We start from the raw sequence: 20,072 nt of genomic DNA, 5'->3' as shown, positions 1-20,072 counted from the left end.
CGAACATCCGCGGCCCCAAAGCAAACCGGCCGCGAAGGCGGCCGGCTGCATCGTACGAAGGATCGAAACGCTTACTTGAGCGTGACCGGCACGCTGAAGTACTTCTTCGCGAGGGCGTCGATCGTGCCGTCCGCCTTCAGATCCTTCAACGCCTGATCGAGCGCGGTCTTCAACGCCGCGTCGTTCTTGCGCAGGCCGAAGCCGACGCCCGAGCCGAGGATCTCGGCATCGCTGACCGTGCCGCCGGCAAAGCCGAAGCCCTGGCCTTGCGGCTTCGACAGGAACCCCTTCGAGCCCGCTTCCGAATCCTGGAACGTCGCGTCGAGACGGCCCGACTTCAGGTCGGCATACGCGAGATCCTGCGTCTGGTACGGCACGACTTCGACGCCGGCCGGCGCCCACTTCTTCTTCGCGTACGCTTCCTGGATCGTGCCCTGCAGCACGCCGACGCGCTTGCCCTTCAGCGATTGCGGCGTCGGCAGCAGGCCGCTGCCCTGCTTGGCGATCAGCTGGTTCGGGATCGTGTAGATCGGATCGGTGAATGCGATCGCGTGCTTGCGCTGGTCGGTGATCGTCATGTCCGAGTTGATCGCGTCGAACTTGCGCGCCTGCAGCGCGGGGATCAGGCCGTCGAAATCGTTCTCGACCCACACGCACTTCGTCTTCAGCTTCGCGCACACCGCGTTGCCGATGTCGATGTCGAAGCCGGTCAGCTTGCCGTCGGGCGTCTTGTATTCGAACGGCGCGTACGAGGCCTCGACGCCGAAGCGGAGCTCCTTCAGATCCGCTGCCATCGCGCTGCCTGCCGCCACGGCCGATGCCGCCACTACCGCGTGCGCGGCCACTTTACGCCAATCCAACTTCATCAGGTGTTCTCCTCGATACTCGAATGTTCCGGAACTACGGGCGCATGCATCATTGCAGGGTCGAATGACACCCGCAATCGCGATGCCGCGCCTTGATGCGGCGCAACAGCCGCAAGGCCGCGATTGTACCAATCCGCGCGGCCCGGCATGGGAAAGCGGCGGCCGGCCTCCGATGGTGCGCTGCGGGTGCCGGCGTCACCGGCCGCGCTCGGCGAACTTGCAAGACGATGTCGCAAATACGCAAGCGCGCCGTATAAGCTGCCGGCGTGGCGGCCGCGCTCCCCGCGAACACGAACATCGGGGACGCGCTGCGCGGGCTGCGGGCCGCCGCGGCCGCGCGCGAGCGGCCACGTTCAGACGAGCGCGGCGAGCGTGTCGCGCGTCGTGTCGACGACGAGCAGGCCCGCGCGCAACCCCGGCTTTACGGCCGGATTCGGAAAGACGATCCGCTCCTCGTCGTGCTTGACCGTGTAGCGATACTCGCCGTCTTGCGCGAGCACGGTGCCGCGCGGGAACGCCGTGAAGTTCGCGACGTCGGCGGCGACGAACAGCTCGAGCGCATCGCTGCGCTTCGTGATCTGATCGATCACGGTAAACACGCGCGGCAACGGCGGACGGTCGCCCTCTTCGGCGGCGTCACCCCGGTTGCCCGACACGAGCTTGCGCACCGCACGATCGGCCGGCGCGAACCGGCTGAGGTCGTTCTGGCCGAACGGCCGAACCTTGCCGAGTTCGAGCGTGCATGCAAGCGCGCCGCAGTGCTCGGCCGTGAAATGCGAGTACGTGTTGCCCTTCGCGGTATGCAGCAGCACGGCGGCGATGCGCGCATCGCCGAGCCATTCGACCATTGCGCGCGTCGGCGGCGAGCCCGTGTGGGGCAGCAGCGCGAATTGCTCGAACACCGATGCGCGGATCGCCGTGTGCATGTCGATGTGCCAGCGCGCGCTGCCCGCCGGCGCCGCCGCGAAGAATGCGGCGGCCGCGTCTTCGAGCTGCGCGGCGCGCGGCGCTTCGCGGCTCGCCGGCACCTGCGCGTGACGGCCGCCGAACAGCCGGTTCAGGTCGTCGTCGAGATAGCGTGTGCCCGCACGCATCGCCGGCACGTTGCCGAGCACGACGAGCAGCCGGCACGCGAGCGGCAACGTGCCGGCGGCGATGTCGTGCACGAGCATCGACAGCAGTTCGATCGGCGCGGTCTCGTCGCCGTGCACGCCGGCCGACACGAGCACGCTCGCGCGCGCGGCGTCACCGGTATCGCGCGCACCTGGCTCGAGCGCGAGCAGCCCGTCGCCGCGCCATTGCCAGCGTACCGCGCCGTTCGCACACGCGCCGTCCGTGACGGCCGGCGCGTCGCCCGCGAGCGTGAACGCGAGGAAGTCGTCGAACAGCGCGGCCGCCGGCATGCGCGACTCAGCGCTGGAAGTCATACAGCGATCCCACGCGCAGGATCTGCGTGAGCTCGTCGAGGGCCGTGCGCGATTCTTCGAGCAGTGCCGGATCGGCGAGGTCTTCCGGCGCGAGACGATCGCGGTAGTGCTTGTCGATCCACGCGTCGAGCGACGCGAACAGCGTGTCGTTGATCCACACGTTCGACGTGACGGCCGCGCGCTCGGCGTCGTTCAGCACGACGCGCAGGCGCAGGCACGCGGGGCCGCCGCCGTTCTTCATGCTTTCGCGCAGGTCGAACACAAGTACGTCGCGAATCGGGCCGTTGCCGGCCGCGAGCCGGTCGAGATAAGCGGCGACGTTCGCGTTCTCGCGGCACTCCTGCGGCACGACGAGCACCTGCGAGCCGTCCGCGCGCGACAGCAGCTGGCTGTTGAACAGATAGGACGTGACGGCGTCGTTCACGCTCACCGCCGCATCGGGCACCTCGATCACGTTCAGCCGCGCGCCGCGCGCATCGAGCGCGGCCGTCAGCGTGTCGTAGATTGCCTGCTTGTTGACGAACGCACGCTCGTGCGTGAACAGCGTGTCGCGGTTGCCGACCGAGATCACGTCGTTGTGGAACACGCCCGCATCGATCACGTCCGGATCCTGCTGCGCATAGACCGTCGCTTCTTCCGCGAGCCCGTGGCGATGTGCGACCGCGCGGCTCGCCTCGAACGTCTGGCGCGCGGGGAAGCGCTTCGGCTCCGGCCCGCGGCGGTATTCGGCGCGGCCGTACACGAAGAATTCGACGCCCGGCTTGCCGTATTCGGCGCAAAAGCGCGTGTGGTTCGCCGCGCCTTCGTCGCCGAGCGCCGGCGTGCCCGTCAGCGCGTCGTGCACCGCGAAACGCGCGGGGTCCGCGAACAACGTCGACAGCGTGCGGCGCGTCGCTTCATGCTCGATCGCACGATGCAGCTTGCTGCACAGGTTGGCCGGCGTGAAATGCACGCGGCCGTCGCTGGTGTCGGCCGACGGGCTGACGGTCGCCGCGTTCGCGGTCCACATCGCCGACGCCGAGCTCGCGGCGGCGAGCAGTTCGGGCGCCTGCTTCGCGGCCTTCGCGATCACGTCCGCGTCCTTGCCGGAGAAGCCGAGCTCGCGCAACAGGCGCAGCGACGGTCGCTCCTGCGGCGGCAGCACGCCTTGCGCGAAGCCGAGATCCGCGAGCTGCTTCATCTTGCGCAGCCCCTGTTTCGCGGCCGCCTTCGGATTCGCGGCCGACTTCTCGTTGTTCAGCGACGCCACGTTGCCGAACGACAGCCCGGCGTAGTTGTGGGTCGGGCCGACGAGTCCGTCGAAATTGGCTTCTTGTGCGTTCATCGTCGTTCCCTCGATCAGAAATGCAGGCCCGGCGACAGGCTCGCGGGCAAGGTAAGTTGCGCGCTTTCCACCGACGCCATCGGATACGCGCAGTAGTCGGCCGCGTAGTACGCGCTCGGCCGATGGTTGCCCGAGCGGCCCGTGCCGCCGAACGGCGCGGCCGACGATGCGCCGTTGGTCGGGCGGTTCCAGTTGACGATCCCCGCGCGGATCGTGCGGCGGAAGTGCGCCCATGCGTGTGCGTCGTCGGCGAGCAGGCCGGCGGACAGGCCGAACGCGGTGTCGTTCGCGCGCTCGATCGCTTCGTCGAACGTCGCGTAGCGGACGATCTGCGCGAGCGGGCCGAAGTGCTCTTCGTCCGGCAGGTTCGCGACGCCGGTCACGTCGATGATCGACGCGTTCACGAAGCCGAGGCGCGGATCGCGCTGCGTCATCGCGATGATCGGTTTCGCGCCGTGCTCGATCAGGCGCGACTGCGCATCGACGAGCTTCGCCGCCGCGCGCGCCGAGATCACCGCGCCCATGAACGGCTGCGGATCGGCGTCGAACACGTCGGCCGTGATTTTCGACGTGACGTCGGCGAAGCGCGCGAGGAAGCGGTCGCCGAACGCGCCGTGCGGCACGAAGATGCGGCGTGCGCACGTGCAGCGCTGGCCGGCCGACAGGAACGCCGACTGGATCGTGTGATGTACGGCCGCGTCGATGTCCTCGACTTCGCCGATCACGAGCGGGTTGTTGCCGCCCATTTCGAGCGCGAGCACGATTTCCGGACGGCCGCCAAACTGCTTGTGCAGCAGCGTGCCGGTGTCCGAGCTGCCGGTGAAGAACAGGCCGTCGATCTGGCGGTGATTCGCGAGCGCGATGCCGGTGTCCTTCTCGCCCTGCACGAGGTTCAGCACGCCGGCCGGCAACCCGGCGTCGTGCCACACTTCGACCGTTGCGCGCGCGACGCCCGGCGCAAGCTCCGACGGCTTGAACACGACCGTGTTGCCCGCGATCAGCGCCGGCACGATATGCCCGTTCGGCAAATGGCCGGGGAAGTTGTACGGGCCGAACACCGCGACGACGCCGTGCGGGCGATGGCGCAGCACCGCGACGCCGTCGGCCATGTCCTGACGCTTCTCGCCGGTGCGCTCCTGGTACGCCTGGATCGAGATCCCGACCTTCGCGGCCATCGCCGCGACTTCCGTGTGGGCTTCCCACAGCGGCTTGCCGGTCTCGCGGCCGATCGCGGTTGCGATCGCTTCCTTGCGTTCGGTGAGCAGCGCCGCGAAGCGCTTGACGATCTCGCAGCGTGCTTCGAAGTCGAGCGCCGACCAGCCGGCAAACGCGCGGCGTGCGCTCGCGACCGCGCGGTCGACGTCGGCCGCGGACGCGCTCGCGCCCTGCCATGCGATCGCGTCGGTGCCCGGGTTGCGCGAGGCGAAGACGGGGCCCGAGCCTGCGACCCACGCGCCGTCGATGAAGAGTTCCGTCATGATTCGTTTATCCCTGTTTGACTTTGAGCGGCAGCACGCGGACCGGATCGCCGGCCTTCACGTCGAGCGCGGCGGCATCGTCGGCCGACAGCACGAACGCGCCATTCGCGACCACGCCCGGTGCGACGCCGACGCGGAAATCGTTGAGCGACGTGTTCGACACGAGCGACGCCGGCGCATGGCTGCCGCGCGCGTCTTCGCTTGCAACCGGCACGCCGATCGCGACCGGCACGACGACGCTTTCGCGGACCGTGCGCAGGTCGTTGATGTGGCATTCGAGCACCGGGCCCGCGTCGAAGATGTCGACGTGGTTCTGGTAGCGCAGCCCTTCGGCTTCGAGCATCTTGCGGGCCGGCAGCGTATCGCGGTGCGTGAGGCCGACTGCATCCTGCGCGTCCTGCGGCAGCAGGTCGACGTACACCGGATAGCGCGGCATCAGTTCCGCGAGGAACGACTTGCGGCCGTGCGAGCTCAGGTAGTCCGCCGCGTTGAAATCGATCTGATAGAAGTGCGAACCGACTGCGCACCAGAACGGCGACGTGCCGTCCTCGTCGAAGTGGCCGCGCAGTTCCGCGCAGATGCGCTCCGGGAAGCGGTCGCGGAATTGCGCGATGAACATGAAGCGCGAGCGCGACAGCAAGCCGCCGACGCCGCCCGTTCGATAGCGCGGGCTCAGGAACAGCGAGCACACTTCCGCGTAGCCCGTAAGGTCGTGCGAGATGTTCAGCGCGGACATGCGCGTCCACACGCCGAGCTCCTGGCTCGCGTGCACGACCGTGCTCACGCGATAGTTGTAGAACGGTTGCTCGAGGCCGACCTGCGTCTCGATTCCGCACACGCCGGCGATGTCGCCCGTCTTCGAGTCTTCCATCACGAAGAAGTAGCCGGCTTCGCCGGGCGCGGCGTTGCCGTCGAGCGTGCGGCGCGCGCGTTCGATGCGTGCGGCAAGCGCGTCGCGATCAGGCTTGAACGTGGTCAGGCCCGGCCCGGTTTCCTGCGCGAGCGACACGAGCGCGTCGACGTCGCCCGTTTGTACGACCCGAACGACGATCATGCTGCGTCCCCCTTCAATTCTTCATCGTCGCGGCGATGCAGCGGCACGCAGCGCACGACATCGCCATCCTTCACATCGAGCGCCGCGCGCACGTCGCCGTCGAGCGGCGCCTCGTGCGTGTCGCCCGGCAGATCGGCCAGCACGCAGCGAAACGATTCGCCGCTGCCCGTCGACACCATGTACGCGACGTCGCCCTGCTGACGCGCCGCTTCGCGCACCGTGCGCTCCGCGCCGTGCTTCACGCATGCGGTGCGGTCGACCTGTGCGGTCAGCACCGGACCCGCGTCGAAGATGTCGACGAAGCGGTCCGGCTCGAAGCCTTCCTCGAGGTGGATGTCGTACGCGAGCAGTGCCGTTTCGTTCGGCTCGCCGAGTACGCGCTGCGCAGCTTCCGGCAACAGCGGCACGTACAGCGGGTACGCGGGCATCACTTCCGCGATGAATGTGCGGCTGCGGCCGCCCGACGCGATGTCGACGTCGGTGAAATCGCGGCCGAAGAACTTGCGGCCCACTGCTTCCCAGAACGGCGACGCGCCCGTGTCGTCGCTTACGCCGAGCAGCAGCGTGAAGACTTCCGGCGTGAAGCGGCGGCGGTTCGCGGCGATATACATCATCCGCGCGCGCGAGATCAGGTGCGCGGCCGCGTCGCCGCGCAGCGACGGGTCGACGTAGAAGCCGGCGAGCCGGCTCTTGCCGGTCAGCTCGTGCGACATCGTGAGCGCGTGGATCTTGCGGTTCACGTGCAGCTCGCGCGACGCGTGGATCAGCGCGTCGTTGCGAAACGCGTAGAACGGTTCCGAGTAGCCGGCCGCGGCCACGATGCTCGCCGTGCCGAGCAGCTTGCCGGTCGACGAATCCTCGAGCACGAAGAGGTAGAACTCTTCGCCGGGGAAGTCGACGTCCGCGCGAAACGAATCCTCGGACAGCGCGACGCGCGCTTCGAGCGCCGCGCGGTCGTGCGGCAGCGAGTGCAGGACCGGCTGCGCGGTGCGCGCCATGTGCGCGAGCGCATCGAGATCCGTGAGTTTGCCGGGGCGAACAAATAGCATCGTCGTTCCTGTCTGCGATGGGGTGCGCCGATCAGCGCGCGGTGGCTTCCTGGGCCGCGAGCACCTGCTCGACTGCCTTCTCGAAGCGCTTCACGCCTTCGTCGAGCAGGTCGAACGGGATCACGAGCGACGGGACGAAACGCAGCACGTTGGGGCCGGCGATCAGCATGATCAGGCCGTTTTCCGCGGCGGCCGTGACGAAGTCCTTCGCGCGGCCGTCGAATGCGGCGGTGAGTTCCGCGCCGACCAGCAGGCCCTTGCCGCGGATGTCCTTGAAGATGCCGAAGCGTGCGTTGATGCGTTCCAGTGCGCCCTTCAGCCGCACGCTGCGTTCGCGCACGCCTTCGAGCAGTGCCGGGTCGGCGATCAGTTCGACGACCTTGTCGGCGATCGCCGACGCGAGCGGGTTGCCGCCGTAGGTCGTGCCGTGCACGCCGACCTTGAAGTGCGCGGCGAGTTCGTTCGTCGTCAGCATCGCGCCGATCGGGAAGCCGTTGCCGAGCGCCTTGGCGGTCGTCAGGATGTCCGGCGTGACGCCCGTGTCCATGTATGCGTAGAAGTGGCCCGTGCGGCCGACGCCCGTTTGCACTTCGTCGAAGATCAGCAGTGCGTCGTTTGCATCGCATGCTTCCCGCAGTGCCTTGAGGAAGGCCGGATCGGCGGGAATCACGCCGCCCTCGCCCTGCACCGGCTCGACGATCACGGCGCAGGTCTTCGGGCCGATCGCGGCTTTTGCGGCTGCGATGTCGTTGAACGGCAGGTGCTTGATGCCGGCCGGCACGGGGCCGAAGCCTTCCGAGTATTTCGGCTGGCCGCCGACGCTGACCGTGAAGAATGTGCGGCCGTGGAACGACTGGACGAACGATACGATCTCGTATTTGTCTGCGCCGTGGCGGTCGAACGCGACGCGGCGTGCGAGCTTCAGTGCGGCTTCGTTCGCTTCCGCGCCCGAGTTCGCGAAGAATGCGCGGTCGGCGAACGTCAGCGCTTCGAGGCGCTTCGCGAGGCGCAGCACCGGCTCGTTCGTGTAGCCGTTGCCGATGTGCCAGAGCTTGCGGCCTTGTTCGTCCAGCACCTTCAGCAGTTCCGGGTGGCCGTGGCCCAGCGACGTGACCGCGATCCCGCACGCGAAATCCACGTATTCGCGGCCGGCCGTGTCCCACACGCGGGAACCCTCTGCGCGGTCCGGCACGAACGGTGCGGGGGAAAATACCGGCACCATCACTTCGTCGAATGTCTGGCGGGTCACGGTCGAGGTCGTCATGGTCGTTCCTTTCGGTTTCGTAAGAGGGTTCAACAGGATCAAGTTTAGGTAAGGGTGACGCAAGCGTCTTGCGGATTTGCGACGGGTTCTATCGGAAGCGGATAGTGCGCTTATTTTGCCCTTCGGGCGCGGGGCCAGGCATGAGGCCGTTTTTGCCGTTTTTGCCCTTTTTGCCGTTGGGTGGGGAGATCGCGGTTGGCGTGAAGCACCTGTGATCGTGTCGGTCTATTAGCGTCGCCCCTGCGCGGGGCGGCGGTCACTTTTCTTTGTCTTGCCAAAGAAAAGTAACCAAAAGAAAGGCGCCCGGATAACGCATGACTTCCCGGTGCCGTGGTCGCCGGAGTGGCCACCGCCTAAGTGTCCGCGCCAGGCAAGAAACCGGAGTGGTTCGAGCAATGGTTCCGACATCACGCACCACCCAACAAAGCGGTATACCACCCGCTAGCTCCGTCCTCGCTTCGCTCGGCCGACAGGTGCACCCCTGCGACACACGTCATCTCGATTTGCCTATGCGATCGTGGCGCTCAGCGAATGATGTAATCAAACAGGACATCATTCTTGCTGCGGACAGTGACACATCGCACTCCTTTGCGGTGGATCCGCCCATCGCGATATGCAATTGCGGGGCAATGGATGCAATCGATTCCGCTTTGCAATGTGAACCAACCTGCAGTTGCGACCCCAGTGCTTGGCATACGCGTGTGGCATACGGCAATGCGAGCGGCGGACCTTGCAGCCGAGCGAAGCGAGGATGGAGCTAGCGGGCGGTATACCGCTCAGTTGGGTGGTGCGTGATGTCGGAACCATTGCTCGAACCACTCCGGTTTCTTGCCTGGCGCGGACACTTAGGCGGCGGCCACTCCGGCGACCACGGCACCGGGAAGTCATGCGTTATCCGGGCGCCTTTCTTTTGGTTACTTTTCTTTGGCAAGACAAAGAAAAGTGACCGCCGCCCCGCGCAGGGGCGACGCTAATAGACCGACACGATCACAGGTACTTCACGCCAACCGCGATCTCCCCACCCAACGGCAAAAAGAAATCAATCCTTTCCCCCACGCTCGACCAACGCGCCCCCGCGAGGCTCCCCCCCGCCGCCGGTTTGCTTCTCGAGCCAGGCTCGCCGATCTTCCCGTGGCGTAACGCCGAACCGCTCGCGATAAGCGTTAGAAAAATGCGCAGCAGAAGAAAACCCGCAGGCGAGCGAAACCTGAACGACCGACTTGCTGGTCCGCTGCAACTGAGTGCGCGCCTTGAGCAACCGCAGATTGAGGTAATACTTGGAGGGCATGGCGCCGAGATACTGCCGAAAGAGCCGTTCGAGCTGCCGCCGCGACACGCCGACAAGCCCGGCGATCTCATCGGTGGTCAACGGATCCTCGACATTGGCTTCCATCAACAGCAACGCATCGTTGAGCCGAGGATGCCGCTCACCGGGCGCGGTAACAAAAGGAATCCGCTGCCGCTCCTCGCCGCTGCGCAGCGTCCCGGCTCCAAGCGCATCGGCAATCCGCTCCGCGAGATCGGCCCCATGTTCGCGGCCAATCATGGCCAGCATGAAATCGACAGTCGCCTGCCCGCCGGCACAGGTCGCCCGATCGCGATCGATCTCGAAGATCTGCTGCGTGACGATCGACCGCTCGAACTGCTCGGCGAACTGCTGATACGTCTCCCAGTTCACGCTCACGCGATACCCGGAAAGCTGCCCGGCCATCGCAAGCCACCACACGCCGTGGTGAATGCCCGTCACGACCGGCGTACGCTGACCGACCCGCGCGAGACTCGCCAGAAACAACCGATAGTCGGCAAACTGCTGAAACCGCTCCGACACGACGATCAGCCAGTCGCACGCGATCGCGTCGTTGAACGCCGCATCGGCATGCCACTGCGCGCCGCCCGCCAGCGGCACCGGCCGCCCGTCCCACGAACACACCTGCCAGCGATACAGCAACCGCCCGTCGATCTCGTTCGCAAGATTCAACGCATCGACGATCGGACCCACACCCGACATCGACACGGGCGGCAATGCAACGATCGCCACCTGCATCGTGCGGGTGGCGCCTGCGGGACGAGACACCGGTACCACGTATGAAACCCGCCTTTCGCGTTACTTCAGACTGCCCGACAGGAACTGCTTCAGACGCTCGCTCTGCGGGCGCACCAGCACCTCCTTCGGATCGCCCTCTTCCTCGGTCCGCCCCTGATGCAGGAACATCACATGATTCGACACGTTGCGCGCAAAACCCATCTCGTGCGTAACGACAATCATCGTCCGGCCTTCCTCGGCCAGCTTCTGCATCACCTTCAGCACCTCGCCGACGAGCTCCGGATCGAGCGCAGAAGTCGGCTCGTCGAACAGCATCACGTCCGGATGCATCGCAAGCGCACGCGCAATCGCGACACGCTGCTGCTGGCCGCCAGACAGGTGCGACGGATACTGCTTCTCGACGCGCGGCGGCAAGCCGACCTTTTCCAGGTACTCGCGCGCACGCTCCTCGGCTTCCTTCTTCGAAATGCCAAGCACGTGCACCGGCGCTTCCATCACGTTCTCGAGCACGTTCATGTGCGCCCACAGATTGAAGTGCTGGAACACCATCGCGAGCTTCGTGCGGATGCGCTGCAACTGCTTGTGATCGGCGACCTCGAGCGCGCCCGCGCGGTCCGTCTTCGTGCGCACGGCCTCGCCGTCGACGACGATCTGCCCCGCATTCGGCCGCTCGAGAAAATTGATGCAGCGCAGGAACGTGCTCTTGCCCGACCCGCTCGCGCCGATGATGCTGATGACGTCGCCCGCCTTCGCGTTCAGCGACACGCCCTTGAGCACCTCGTTGTCGCCATAGCGCTTGTGAATGTCGACCGCGGCAAGCTTGACGGAAGCGGACGCGCTCGTTTGAGTGATCTCGGCCAACTGGCTCTCCTCGAAGTGAAATCAATGACGGCCGGCCGCGAGATACGCGAGCCAGTGGCGCTCCGCCCGGCGAAATGCCGCGACGAGTGCGAAAGATACCGCAAGATAGATCAGCGCGGCGATTCCGAACGACTGGAACGCCATGTAGGTCGCGGAATTGGCATCACGCGCGACCTTCAGCACGTCGGGCACGGTCGCCGTAAACGCGACGGTGGTCGCGTGCAGCATCAGGATCACCTCGTTGCTGTACAGCGGCAGCGCGCGGCGCAGCGCCGACGGCAGGATCACGCGGCGGTACATCGTGAACGGCGACATCCCGTACGCCCGCGCGGCCTCGACCTCGCCGTGCGGAATCGCGCGAATCGCACCCGCGAAGATCTCGGTCGTGTACGCGCACGTGTTCAACGCGAACGCGAGAATCGCGCAGTTGAAGCCGCTGCGGAAGAACGCGTCGAGCAGCGAGTGCGACCGCACGAACTCGAGGCTGTACATGCCCGTGTACATCAGCAGCAATTGCACGTAGAGCGGCGTGCCGCGGAACACGTACGTATAGAACCGCACCGGCATCGACAGCCATTTCTTCTTCGACACGCGCGCGACCGCGAGCGGCACCGCGCACACGAAGCCGAGCGAAATCGACGCAACGAGCAGCCACAGCGTCACCGCAAGGCCGGACAGGCGCTGGCCGTCCCAGTAAAGGAACGCCTTGCCGAATTCCTGGAGGATCTCGATCATAGTTCTGCGTGCCGCACGCCCATGGAATAACGCTTCTCGAGCTGGATCAGCACGAGGTTGGAAACGGTCGTGATCGCGAGGTAGATCAGCGCCGCGACGAGAATGAAGAAGAACATGTTGAACGTGCTCTTGCCCGCATCCTGCGCGGCCTTCACGACGTCCGCGAGGCCGATGATCGACACCAGCGCGGTCGCTTTCACGAGCACCTGCCAGTTGTTGCCGATGCCCGGCAGCGCGAAACGCATCATCTGCGGAAACATGATCCGCACGAACACGCGCATCCCGCTCATCCCGTACGCCGCGCCGGCCTCCAGCTGCCCGCGCGGCACCGACAGGAACGCGCCGCGGAACGTCTCGGTGAAATACGCGCCGTAGATGAAGCCGAGCGTGAGCACACCGGCGACGAACGGATCGATGTCGATCTGGTCCCAGCCGACGACGTCGGTGAGCTGGTTCAGCCAGATCTGGATGCTGTAGAACAACAGCAGCATCAGGACGAGATCGGGCACCGAGCGGATCAGTGTCGTATAACCGGTCGCGATCGCTCGCAGCACCCGGTTGTGCGACAGCTTCGCCACCGCGCCGATCAGCCCCAGCGCCACCGCAGTGGCGAGCGACAGCAACGACAGCTCGATGGTCTGCACGGTGCCGGCCCACAGGACGGGACCAAAGCCGTAAAGGAACACGCGCGTCTCCAGTGTTGAAAGGAACACCGGCGCGCATGACTGTCCGGCGCCGGGCTGACGCGGATAGTCGCAAGCGAAATTGTTTGCCTCAAATCACCGCACGTCCGGATGCTGCGTCGCAACAATTCGTCGCATCATTTCCGTGCGCGGCCTACGCTGCTGTTTCAAAAGGAAAAAACCCGCTTCCTGACAGTCCGATGACACGCCGGGAAGCGGGTTTTTTGCAATTTTCCGGTCGCTTTTTCGATATAGCGCCGAACGCCGGTTTAGCGCCCTTTCAGGATGTCGGAGCGCGAAGTCGTATAGACAAGCCCGTCCGGGCCGAAATGGACGTTGAAGAACGCGTCGGTGTTCACGCCGTCCTCGAGCCAGCGCCAGCTCCACACGGTCTCGGGCTTCAGCGGGTACTGCGCGATGTCGCCCGGCTTGCCGAGCAGGCGCCGCACCTCGTCCTCGTTCATTCCCGGCGTCACTTTCGCGAAGTTCTCGGCGGTCAGCACCTGCGTCGCGCCCATGTAGTGGCCGCTCGCGTCGAGATCGACGAACCAGGTCTGGTTGCCCATCGGGCCGCGCGGGTACTCGAGGCGCTTGGAGCCGTCGGTGAAGGTGCGCTCGGTCTCGGGTTTGCCCATCGTGCCGCGCACGTCGGCCTCGGTCGAAACGCCGGCCTTCAGCCCTTTCAGGAGCAGCGGCGCGGGCTTGATCGCGGTGAAGAAGTCCTTGATGCGTTGCACGTCGAGATGGCCTTGATCGTCGCAGCCGGTCAGCGCCAGCGCGGCGGCCAGCATCGTCACGGGAAACAGCCGGAAACGAAAAATCATCGGAAGAAATGCGCGTCGAGAAAACACGCGGCAAGGATACCCGCGCCGCGCCGAAAGCGCGAGAAGGACTGCGGGACCGCACGGCCCGTGCCGCGCTCAATGCGTCGTTTCGGCCTGCTTGTCGGCGTCGCGGCTCGCCGCGCGGCGTGCGTCCGACGCGGCCGGCGCCGTGCGGATCCGGCGGCGCGTGCGCACGAGCTCGGCCAGCTGCCACGAACCGAGCGCCGCGCATCCGAACAGCACCTCGCGGCCGCGCTTGACCAGCGCGAGCGACAGCGCCGTGTCGCGATCGACGCCAAACATCTGCGCGAGCAGCACGACGGTCGCCTCCTGCACGCCGAGGCCGCCCGGCACCATGAACGCAGCGTGCCGCACGGCCTGCGTCATCGCCTCGATCGCGATTGCGCCGCCGATCGACACCGGATGGCCGAGCAGCGCGAGCGCCCAGTAGATTTCGAGCGCGCCGAGCACGTAGCCGGCCAGCTGCCAGAAGAACGCGCTGAACAGCAACGCGGTGCGCGACATCAGCGCATCGATGTCGGCATCGAGCCGTCTACCGTCGACGCCTTGCAGCAACCGGTGCGAATCGCCGAGCAGACGCCCCGCGAACCGCTCGATCGCATGGAAGATCCCGCCGCGACGCATCAGCACGACGCCGAGCACCGGCAACGGCAGCGTCAGCAGCAGCGCGATGCCGATCGTGCCGCCGCCCATGTCATGCGTGGTCGCGAGCAGCAGCACGAGGCCGAGCGCCGCAAACGCATACTGGACGACGATCGTCACCAACACCTCGACGATCACCGATGCGGTCACGCGGCTCGCGTCGGGCACCTGCCACCGCGCCATCCGGATCCCGACCAGCTCGCCGCCGATGCCGACCACCGGCAGCAGCCGGTTCACGGCCTCGCGCACGGTCGCGATCCACCACAGGAACGACAGCGACGCGCGGCGGTCGAGCAGCTGGTGCCACGCATAGGCGTCGAGCAGCAGCGGCAGCGCGTGGAACGGTACGAGCCACAGCAACGCGAAGCCGGCGCGCTCGAGCATCTGCGTCACGTCGCCGATGCCTTCGTGCAGGCCGAGCGCGAGCAGGATCCCGATGCCGATCGGCCAGCCGAGCCATTTGATCCACTTCGTCATGACGGCTGCGCCCCCGGTTCGCGCGACGGGCGCACGCCGCGCGGCGCCCCGCGCTCGCCGAATACGTCCGCGAACCCGCCGGTCGCCACGCCCGCCGCCTTCAGCGCGGCCGCGACGCGCGGCGACAGCAACGCGTCGAGCTCGTCGACCGGACGGTAATCGGCCATCGTCGGTGTGATCGGGCCATCGCCGGCCTCGGCCGGATGACAGTAGATCTCGCCGACGCCATCCGGCAGCGCGGCGAGCGCGTCGAGCAGCACGGCCTCGTCCATCGCGCCCGTATGCTCGATACCGATCACGTAGTCGTTGTGGGCGAGCCCCGCGCGGTCGAGCCGCGCGCGCACGAGCGCGATCCACGGCTTGAGCAGCGCGGGCGCGCTCGCTTCGTAAGGCAACCGCACCGCGCGCAGCCCGTAGTCGCGGCCGATCTCGATGATCATCGACAGCACGGTCGGATGCAGATGGAAATGCTTGTGCGCGTTCACGTGGTCGAGCGGCAGCCCGCTCGCCGCGAACGCGTCGAACTGCGCGCGGATCTCGCGGCGCAGTTGCGCACGCACGTGCGGCAGGAAGAAAAAGCGGCAGCCATCCTTCGCCATCGCGTCGCCGAAGCGCCCGTCGGCGCCGACGAGCGCGGGGATCTCATGCGCAGGCAGGGTGGCCGGCCCGTCCGCGAGCACCAGATGCAGACCGACCGCGAGCGACGGCAGCCGCCTCGCACGTTCGATCGCATCCTGCGCCGCGGGCGCGCCGACCATCAGGCTCGCGGCGTTCAGCACGCCGTCGCGATGCGCGCGCTCGACCGCCGCGTTGACGCGCGGATGCAGCCCGAAGTCGTCCGCGGTGAAGATCAGCGCCCGCGCCGCCCGCTGCGTCGCCACGAATCAGGCCTCGTGCGCGCGCAGGAAGCGGAAGAACTCGACGCCTTCGCGCAGCCGGCGCTTCATCATGTCCCAGCTCGTCAGCATCTCGCGAACGATCTCCCAGATCTTCGACGGACGGAAGTAGAACTCCCGATAGAACTGTTCGAGATGGTGATAGATCTCGTCGCGCGACAGGTGCGCATAGCCGATCGCCGCGAGCTGCACGCCCTCCTTGCTCACCAGGTTGATGGTCTTGTTCTCTTCCATCCAGCCGTTTTCAACGGCCTGCTTGTAGAGCGTCGTGCCCGGATACGGCGCGGCGAGCGATACCTGGATCGTGTGCGGATTGATTTCCTTCGCGTACTCGATCGTCTTCTTGATCGTTTCCTTCGTTTCGCCCGGCAAGCCGAGGATGAACGTGCCGTGGATCTTGATGCCGAGCTTCTTGCAGTCCGCGCTGAAGCGGCGCGCGAAATCGGTGCGCACGCCCTTCTTGATGTTCACGAGGATCTGGTCGTCGCCGGATTCGAAGCCGACCAGCAGCAGGCGCAGGCCGTTTTCCTTCATCACCTTCAGCGTCTTGTACGGCACGTTCGCCTTCGCGTTGCACGACCAGGTCATGCCGAGCTTGCCCAGACCAATGGCGATGGCTTCGGCGCGCGGCAGATCGTCGGTGAAGGTGTCGTCATCGAACATCAGCTCCTTCACTTCCGGCATGTTGTCGCGGATCCACTTCGCTTCCGCGAGCACGTTCTCGACCGAGCGGGTGCGGTAGCGATGGCCGCTGACCGTCTGCGGCCACAGGCAGAACGTGCAGCGCGACTTGCAGCCGCGCCCCGTGTAGATCGACACGTACGGATAGTTCAGGTAGCCGATGAAGTAGTTGTCGATCTTCAGATCGCGCTTGTAGACGGGCGCAACGAACGGCAGCTCGTCCATGTTCTCGAGGATCGGACGCGCTTCGTTGTGCTCGATCGAGCCGTCCTTCGCACGCCAGCTCAAACCCTTGATCTCCGCGAACGGCTTGCCTTCCGCGAGTTCCTTGCAGGTGTAGTCGAATTCCTCGCGGCACACGAAGTCGATCGCGTCGCTCGCGGTCAGCGAGTTGTGCGGATCGACCATCACCTTCGCGCCCACCATGCCGACCAGCATCGACGGCTTCATCTTCTTGAGGTCCTGCGCGAACATCGCGTCGGTCGGGAACGACGGCGTGCTCGTGTGGATGATCACGAGGTCGTAGTCGTTGGCGATCTTCAGCGTTTCCTCGACCGACAGCCCGTCGGCCGGCGCATCGACGACGCGGCTGCCCGGCACGAGCGCGGCCGGCTGTGCGAGCCACGTCGGGTACCAGAAGGAACGGATTTCGCGCTTCGCCTGATAGCGCGAGCCGGCTCCGCCGTCGAAGCCGTCATACGAAGGGGCCTGCAAGAACAGCGTTTTCATGAATGCTCCGGTAGCCTGCATAGTTCGATTCGTTTCAACGATTCAGTCAATCAACCGCGGGCCGCCGTGCCGGCGCCCGCCTCTCTGTCATGTCGCGTCGCGCGGCGATGCCGCGCGGCGCGTCTCGGCCCGCGGGCCGGATTCGTCGCGGAACCGGCTCGTCCCGATTCCTCGTGGTTCGCGCGCCGGTGCGCTAGCGGCCGTCCGCGCCTTCCACCGCCGCCGCCGCGCGCTCGCCGCCGACGACCGTCATCCGCGCGCCGCGCCACACGACGTGCGTGCCGAACGCGGCAGCTAGCCATTCCAGCGCGAGCAGCGTGTCGCGCACCGCGATGAGCGGCAGGTCGCGCCAAAATGCGCGCCAGCCGTCCTCGCCGCGCGCATGCAGCACGACGCGGCCGAACGCGCCCACGACGGCCGCGCCGCCCGCGAGCGTGCCGGCGACGGTGCCGTCCAGGCGCAGCGCGAGCGCCGCGCCGACGGCGAGCCACGGCGCGGTAAACGTGATGAACAGGAACGCGAAGCCCGCCGGATTCAGCGAACGGATCGTGCGCAGCCAGCGTGTCTCGCGGTGCCACAGCGGCCCGAACGACGGCTCGATCACGTCGGTCGCGACCTCGACCTCGGACAGCACCGTGCGGCGGCCGAGACGGCGCGGCAGCTCGGCCAGCCAGAAATCGTCGGCCAGTTCGTCCTTCAGCGCGAGCAAGCCGCCGATCCGGTCGAGCGTGTCGCGCGTCAGCGCGAGCGTCGCGCCGAAGCCGAAGCGGCTCGAGCGGCCGAGGTGCGCGATTCGCACCGACGGCGCGAACCATGCGTCGACGAACTGCGCGCCGATCCGCGTCCAGAAGCCGCCGACGCTGCGCGCATGATACAGGCACGTGACGACGCCGACCGACGCGTCCGCGAGCGGCGCCGTCACACGCTCCAGATAGTCGGGCTTCACCGCGATGTCGCTGTCCGCGATCACGATGCGGTCGTACTTCGCGCGTTCGGCGAGATTGATCAGGTTGCTGACCTTCAGGTTCTTGCCGTGCACACGCGCGTCGATCACAAGCGTGATGTCGCAGTCCGGATAGTCGGCGCGCAGCCGCTCGACGACCGCGATCGCCGGATCGGACGCCGACGCGACGCCGAACAGCACTTCATGGCGCGGGTGGCGCTGCTCGCAGAACGTCGCGAGGTTCTCATACAGATGCGGCTCCGCGCCGCACAGCGGCTTGAGCACGCTGACCGGCGCGAAGCCGTCGCGCGCGGCGGTGCGGGGCGTGCGCGGGGGCGGCGCGAACGCCGCGACGAGCGCATAGCCGGCGGCGGCGAGCGTGAACGCGATCAGCAGCCAGTCGAGCAGCGTGACGGTCGGCGTCATGCGCGATGCCTCCCGGCGACGCGGGCGCCATGCCGATCGCTCGAACCGGATTGAACGTGATGGGAAATTCCGACAGCAACGAACGCGGGCACGACCCGACTCCTTGTTCCAGCAGCGTCTGTGTAGGGAGGCATGGCTCATTCGCCGAAGCGACCATGCCCGGATTCGCGTGGCACATCCTCACGCGCTGCCCGGACGGGATGCGGGAAGATTCGAATGGCGACCATCGGCACAGCATGGGCAAGCGCCGGATTTTAGCAGTCCGCGCCTGCCCGCGCGCAGCGCCGCGTGAAACGGACTGGTGCGATTTCGGCAAAGCTGCCAGGCCGGCGAACCATTCTGGTGCAACCGCGTTCACGTTAGCGTAAGCCCTTTGCAGGCGTATTGCAGTCTTCAAAATCAAACGTTTCGTGCAAATTTGTATGTCGATGCGAAGACGTGCGCAATCGCCGTAAACATCGGTAATTGTTCGTCGATTGAATCGATTTTTGCAACGATCGAAAGGGCGAGCCTTGCATCCCTGAAAGGCGCATGGGTATCTGCGCGTCGCCAGCGCGTTCGGGAACCCTTTGGCAAAATCGTCGGTATCTGTTGCGCATTCGCATCACCGCGCCCCTCCCTTTCGAAGGCACCCGATGATTCCGTTCTCCGTACTCGATCTTGCCCCCATCCCCGCCGGCGCCGACGCCGCGCAGGCGTTCCGCAACACCGTCGACCTTGCACAGCATGCGGAGCGCCTCGGCTATCGGCGCTACTGGCTCGCCGAGCATCACAACATGCCGGGCATCGCGAGCGCGGCCACCGCGGTGGTGATCGGCCACGTCGCGGGCGCGACGAAGACGATCCGCGTCGGCTCGGGCGGGATCATGCTGCCGAACCACGCGCCGCTCGTCATCGCCGAGCAGTTCGGCACGCTCGCGTCGCTGTATCCGGGGCGCATCGACCTCGGGCTCGGCCGTGCGCCCGGCACCGACCAGACCACGTCGCGTGCGTTGCGCCGCGATCTGATCGGCAGCGCCGATTCGTTCCCGGACGACGTGGCGGAATTGCAGCGCTACTTCGCCGAACCGGTGCCTGGCCAGCGCGTGCGCGCGGTGCCCGGCGCGGGGCTCGACGTGCCGGTGTGGCTCCTCGGTTCGAGCCTCTTCAGCGCGCAGCTGGCCGCGATGCTGGGGTTGCCGTTCGCGTTCGCGTCGCACTTCGCGCCCGACTACCTGATGCGCGCGCTCGAGCTCTACCGCGCGCAATACCGGCCGTCGGCCGCGTGGCCGAAGCCGCATGCGATGGTCGGCGTCAACGTGTTCGCAGCCGATACCGACGACGACGCGCGGCGCCTGTTCACGTCGCTGCAGCAGCAGTTCATCAACCTGCGCCGCGGCACGCCGGGCAAGCTGCCGCCGCCCGTCGACGTGCTGGAGGCAAGCGAATTCGAACTGGCGAACGTCGCGCACGCGCTGTCGTTCGCGGCCGTCGGCTCGCGCGACACGGTGCGCGACAAGCTGCGCGACCGGATCGCGCAGACAGGCGCGGACGAGCTGATCATCACCGCGCAGATCTACGATCACGCGGCGCGCGTGCGCTCGTTCGAACTGGCCGCACAAATCCGCGACGAGCTCGCCAACGAATCGCACTGAGCCGGCGCGCGCGC

General features: G+C 66.7%; 17 protein-coding genes. 1 reads left to right on the top strand and 16 read right to left on the bottom strand.

Annotated features, from left to right (window positions below):
- Positions 1 to 71 precede the first annotated feature (71 nt).
- From KDW55_RS01940 to hpnI, 16 genes are all read right to left on the bottom strand, one after another.
- Positions 72 to 866: an ABC transporter substrate-binding protein gene (locus tag KDW55_RS01940; RefSeq protein WP_059543741.1), complete on the bottom strand. Its 795-nt coding sequence runs from the start codon at positions 864 to 866 to the stop codon at positions 72 to 74.
- A 353-nt stretch (positions 867 to 1,219) separates the two neighbouring features.
- A complete protein-coding gene (gene astE / locus KDW55_RS01935) occupies positions 1,220 to 2,269 on the bottom strand; it encodes a succinylglutamate desuccinylase (protein WP_212148798.1) in 1,050 nt (349 codons plus the stop codon).
- A 7-nt stretch (positions 2,270 to 2,276) separates the two neighbouring features.
- Positions 2,277 to 3,617: an N-succinylarginine dihydrolase gene (gene astB / locus KDW55_RS01930; RefSeq protein WP_040143811.1), complete on the bottom strand. Its 1,341-nt coding sequence runs from the start codon at positions 3,615 to 3,617 to the stop codon at positions 2,277 to 2,279.
- A 14-nt stretch (positions 3,618 to 3,631) separates the two neighbouring features.
- Positions 3,632 to 5,095: a succinylglutamate-semialdehyde dehydrogenase gene (gene astD / locus KDW55_RS01925; RefSeq protein WP_212159863.1), complete on the bottom strand. Its 1,464-nt coding sequence runs from the start codon at positions 5,093 to 5,095 to the stop codon at positions 3,632 to 3,634.
- A 7-nt stretch (positions 5,096 to 5,102) separates the two neighbouring features.
- Positions 5,103 to 6,149, bottom strand: coding sequence for an arginine N-succinyltransferase (gene astA, locus KDW55_RS01920; protein WP_212159862.1), 1,047 nt, complete (start codon positions 6,147 to 6,149; stop codon positions 5,103 to 5,105).
- Positions 6,146 to 7,198, bottom strand: coding sequence for an arginine/ornithine succinyltransferase subunit alpha (aruF, locus tag KDW55_RS01915; RefSeq protein WP_059543746.1), 1,053 nt, complete (start codon positions 7,196 to 7,198; stop codon positions 6,146 to 6,148). The genes astA and aruF overlap by 4 nt, the downstream gene beginning before the upstream one ends.
- 31 nt (positions 7,199 to 7,229) lie before the next feature.
- On the bottom strand, positions 7,230 to 8,462 hold the full coding sequence (locus KDW55_RS01910) for an aspartate aminotransferase family protein (RefSeq protein ID WP_040143807.1): 1,233 nt from the start codon (positions 8,460 to 8,462) through the stop codon (positions 7,230 to 7,232).
- Between the two features lie 1,039 nt (positions 8,463 to 9,501).
- Entirely contained in the window at positions 9,502 to 10,545 is a 1,044-nt protein-coding gene (locus tag KDW55_RS01905; protein ID WP_040143806.1) for a GlxA family transcriptional regulator, read from the bottom strand.
- A gap of 21 nt (positions 10,546 to 10,566) precedes the next feature.
- Positions 10,567 to 11,367 (bottom strand): ATP-binding cassette domain-containing protein, encoded by an 801-nt coding sequence (locus tag KDW55_RS01900; RefSeq protein WP_006488736.1) that lies wholly within the window; start codon positions 11,365 to 11,367, stop codon positions 10,567 to 10,569.
- Positions 11,368 to 11,388: 21 nt separating this feature from the next.
- Positions 11,389 to 12,102: an ABC transporter permease gene (locus KDW55_RS01895; protein WP_040143805.1), complete on the bottom strand. Its 714-nt coding sequence runs from the start codon at positions 12,100 to 12,102 to the stop codon at positions 11,389 to 11,391.
- Complete coding sequence (hisQ, locus tag KDW55_RS01890; RefSeq protein ID WP_040143804.1) at positions 12,099 to 12,788, bottom strand: histidine ABC transporter permease HisQ; 690 nt, start codon at positions 12,786 to 12,788, stop codon at positions 12,099 to 12,101. The genes KDW55_RS01895 and hisQ overlap by 4 nt, the downstream gene beginning before the upstream one ends.
- 266 nt (positions 12,789 to 13,054) lie before the next feature.
- A complete protein-coding gene (locus KDW55_RS01885; protein WP_059543748.1) occupies positions 13,055 to 13,609 on the bottom strand; it encodes a hypothetical protein in 555 nt (184 codons plus the stop codon).
- Between the two features lie 96 nt (positions 13,610 to 13,705).
- The gene (locus KDW55_RS01880) at positions 13,706 to 14,749 is read right to left on the bottom strand and encodes a lysylphosphatidylglycerol synthase domain-containing protein (RefSeq protein ID WP_040143802.1); all 1,044 of its coding nucleotides are present in this window, start codon (positions 14,747 to 14,749) and stop codon (positions 13,706 to 13,708) included.
- Positions 14,746 to 15,630 carry a hopanoid biosynthesis-associated protein HpnK gene (gene hpnK / locus KDW55_RS01875; RefSeq protein WP_212159861.1) on the bottom strand — a complete coding sequence of 295 codons (885 nt, stop codon included), beginning with the start codon at positions 15,628 to 15,630 and terminating at the stop codon, positions 14,746 to 14,748. The genes KDW55_RS01880 and hpnK overlap by 4 nt, the downstream gene beginning before the upstream one ends.
- Before the next feature lie 3 nt (positions 15,631 to 15,633).
- Positions 15,634 to 17,076: a hopanoid biosynthesis associated radical SAM protein HpnJ gene (hpnJ, locus tag KDW55_RS01870; RefSeq protein ID WP_306427094.1), complete on the bottom strand. Its 1,443-nt coding sequence runs from the start codon at positions 17,074 to 17,076 to the stop codon at positions 15,634 to 15,636.
- Between the two features lie 172 nt (positions 17,077 to 17,248).
- Entirely contained in the window at positions 17,249 to 18,424 is a 1,176-nt protein-coding gene (hpnI, locus tag KDW55_RS01865) for a bacteriohopanetetrol glucosamine biosynthesis glycosyltransferase HpnI (protein ID WP_040143799.1), read from the bottom strand.
- A gap of 635 nt (positions 18,425 to 19,059) precedes the next feature.
- Here hpnI and KDW55_RS01860 point away from each other — a divergent pair.
- Positions 19,060 to 20,058, top strand: coding sequence for an LLM class flavin-dependent oxidoreductase (locus KDW55_RS01860; RefSeq protein ID WP_040143798.1), 999 nt, complete (start codon positions 19,060 to 19,062; stop codon positions 20,056 to 20,058).
- Positions 20,059 to 20,072: the final 14 nt, after the last annotated feature.

The sequence above is a fragment of the Burkholderia sp. AU19243 genome (assembly GCF_018148075.1).
Classification (GTDB): domain Bacteria; phylum Pseudomonadota; class Gammaproteobacteria; order Burkholderiales; family Burkholderiaceae; genus Burkholderia; species Burkholderia latens_A.
Note: the sequence above shows the minus strand (reverse complement) of the source record. Positions and strands in the feature narration are given on the sequence as shown.

Coding starts and splice junctions, on each gene's coding strand:
- KDW55_RS01940 (WP_059543741.1), bottom strand. CDS start 866: ATGAAGTTGGATTGGCGTAAAGTGGCCGCGCACGCGGTAGTGGCGGCA.
- astE (WP_212148798.1), bottom strand. CDS start 2,269: ATGCCGGCGGCCGCGCTGTTCGACGACTTCCTCGCGTTCACGCTCGCG.
- astB (WP_040143811.1), bottom strand. CDS start 3,617: ATGAACGCACAAGAAGCCAATTTCGACGGACTCGTCGGCCCGACCCAC.
- astD (WP_212159863.1), bottom strand. CDS start 5,095: ATGACGGAACTCTTCATCGACGGCGCGTGGGTCGCAGGCTCGGGCCCC.
- astA (WP_212159862.1), bottom strand. CDS start 6,149: ATGATCGTCGTTCGGGTCGTACAAACGGGCGACGTCGACGCGCTCGTG.
- aruF (WP_059543746.1), bottom strand. CDS start 7,198: ATGCTATTTGTTCGCCCCGGCAAACTCACGGATCTCGATGCGCTCGCG.
- KDW55_RS01910 (WP_040143807.1), bottom strand. CDS start 8,462: ATGACGACCTCGACCGTGACCCGCCAGACATTCGACGAAGTGATGGTG.
- KDW55_RS01895 (WP_040143805.1), bottom strand. CDS start 12,102: ATGATCGAGATCCTCCAGGAATTCGGCAAGGCGTTCCTTTACTGGGAC.
- KDW55_RS01885 (WP_059543748.1), bottom strand. CDS start 13,609: ATGATTTTTCGTTTCCGGCTGTTTCCCGTGACGATGCTGGCCGCCGCG.
- KDW55_RS01880 (WP_040143802.1), bottom strand. CDS start 14,749: ATGACGAAGTGGATCAAATGGCTCGGCTGGCCGATCGGCATCGGGATC.
- hpnJ (WP_306427094.1), bottom strand. CDS start 17,076: ATGCAGGCTACCGGAGCATTCATGAAAACGCTGTTCTTGCAGGCCCCT.
- hpnI (WP_040143799.1), bottom strand. CDS start 18,424: ATGACGCCGACCGTCACGCTGCTCGACTGGCTGCTGATCGCGTTCACG.
- KDW55_RS01860 (WP_040143798.1), top strand. CDS start 19,060: ATGATTCCGTTCTCCGTACTCGATCTTGCCCCCATCCCCGCCGGCGCC.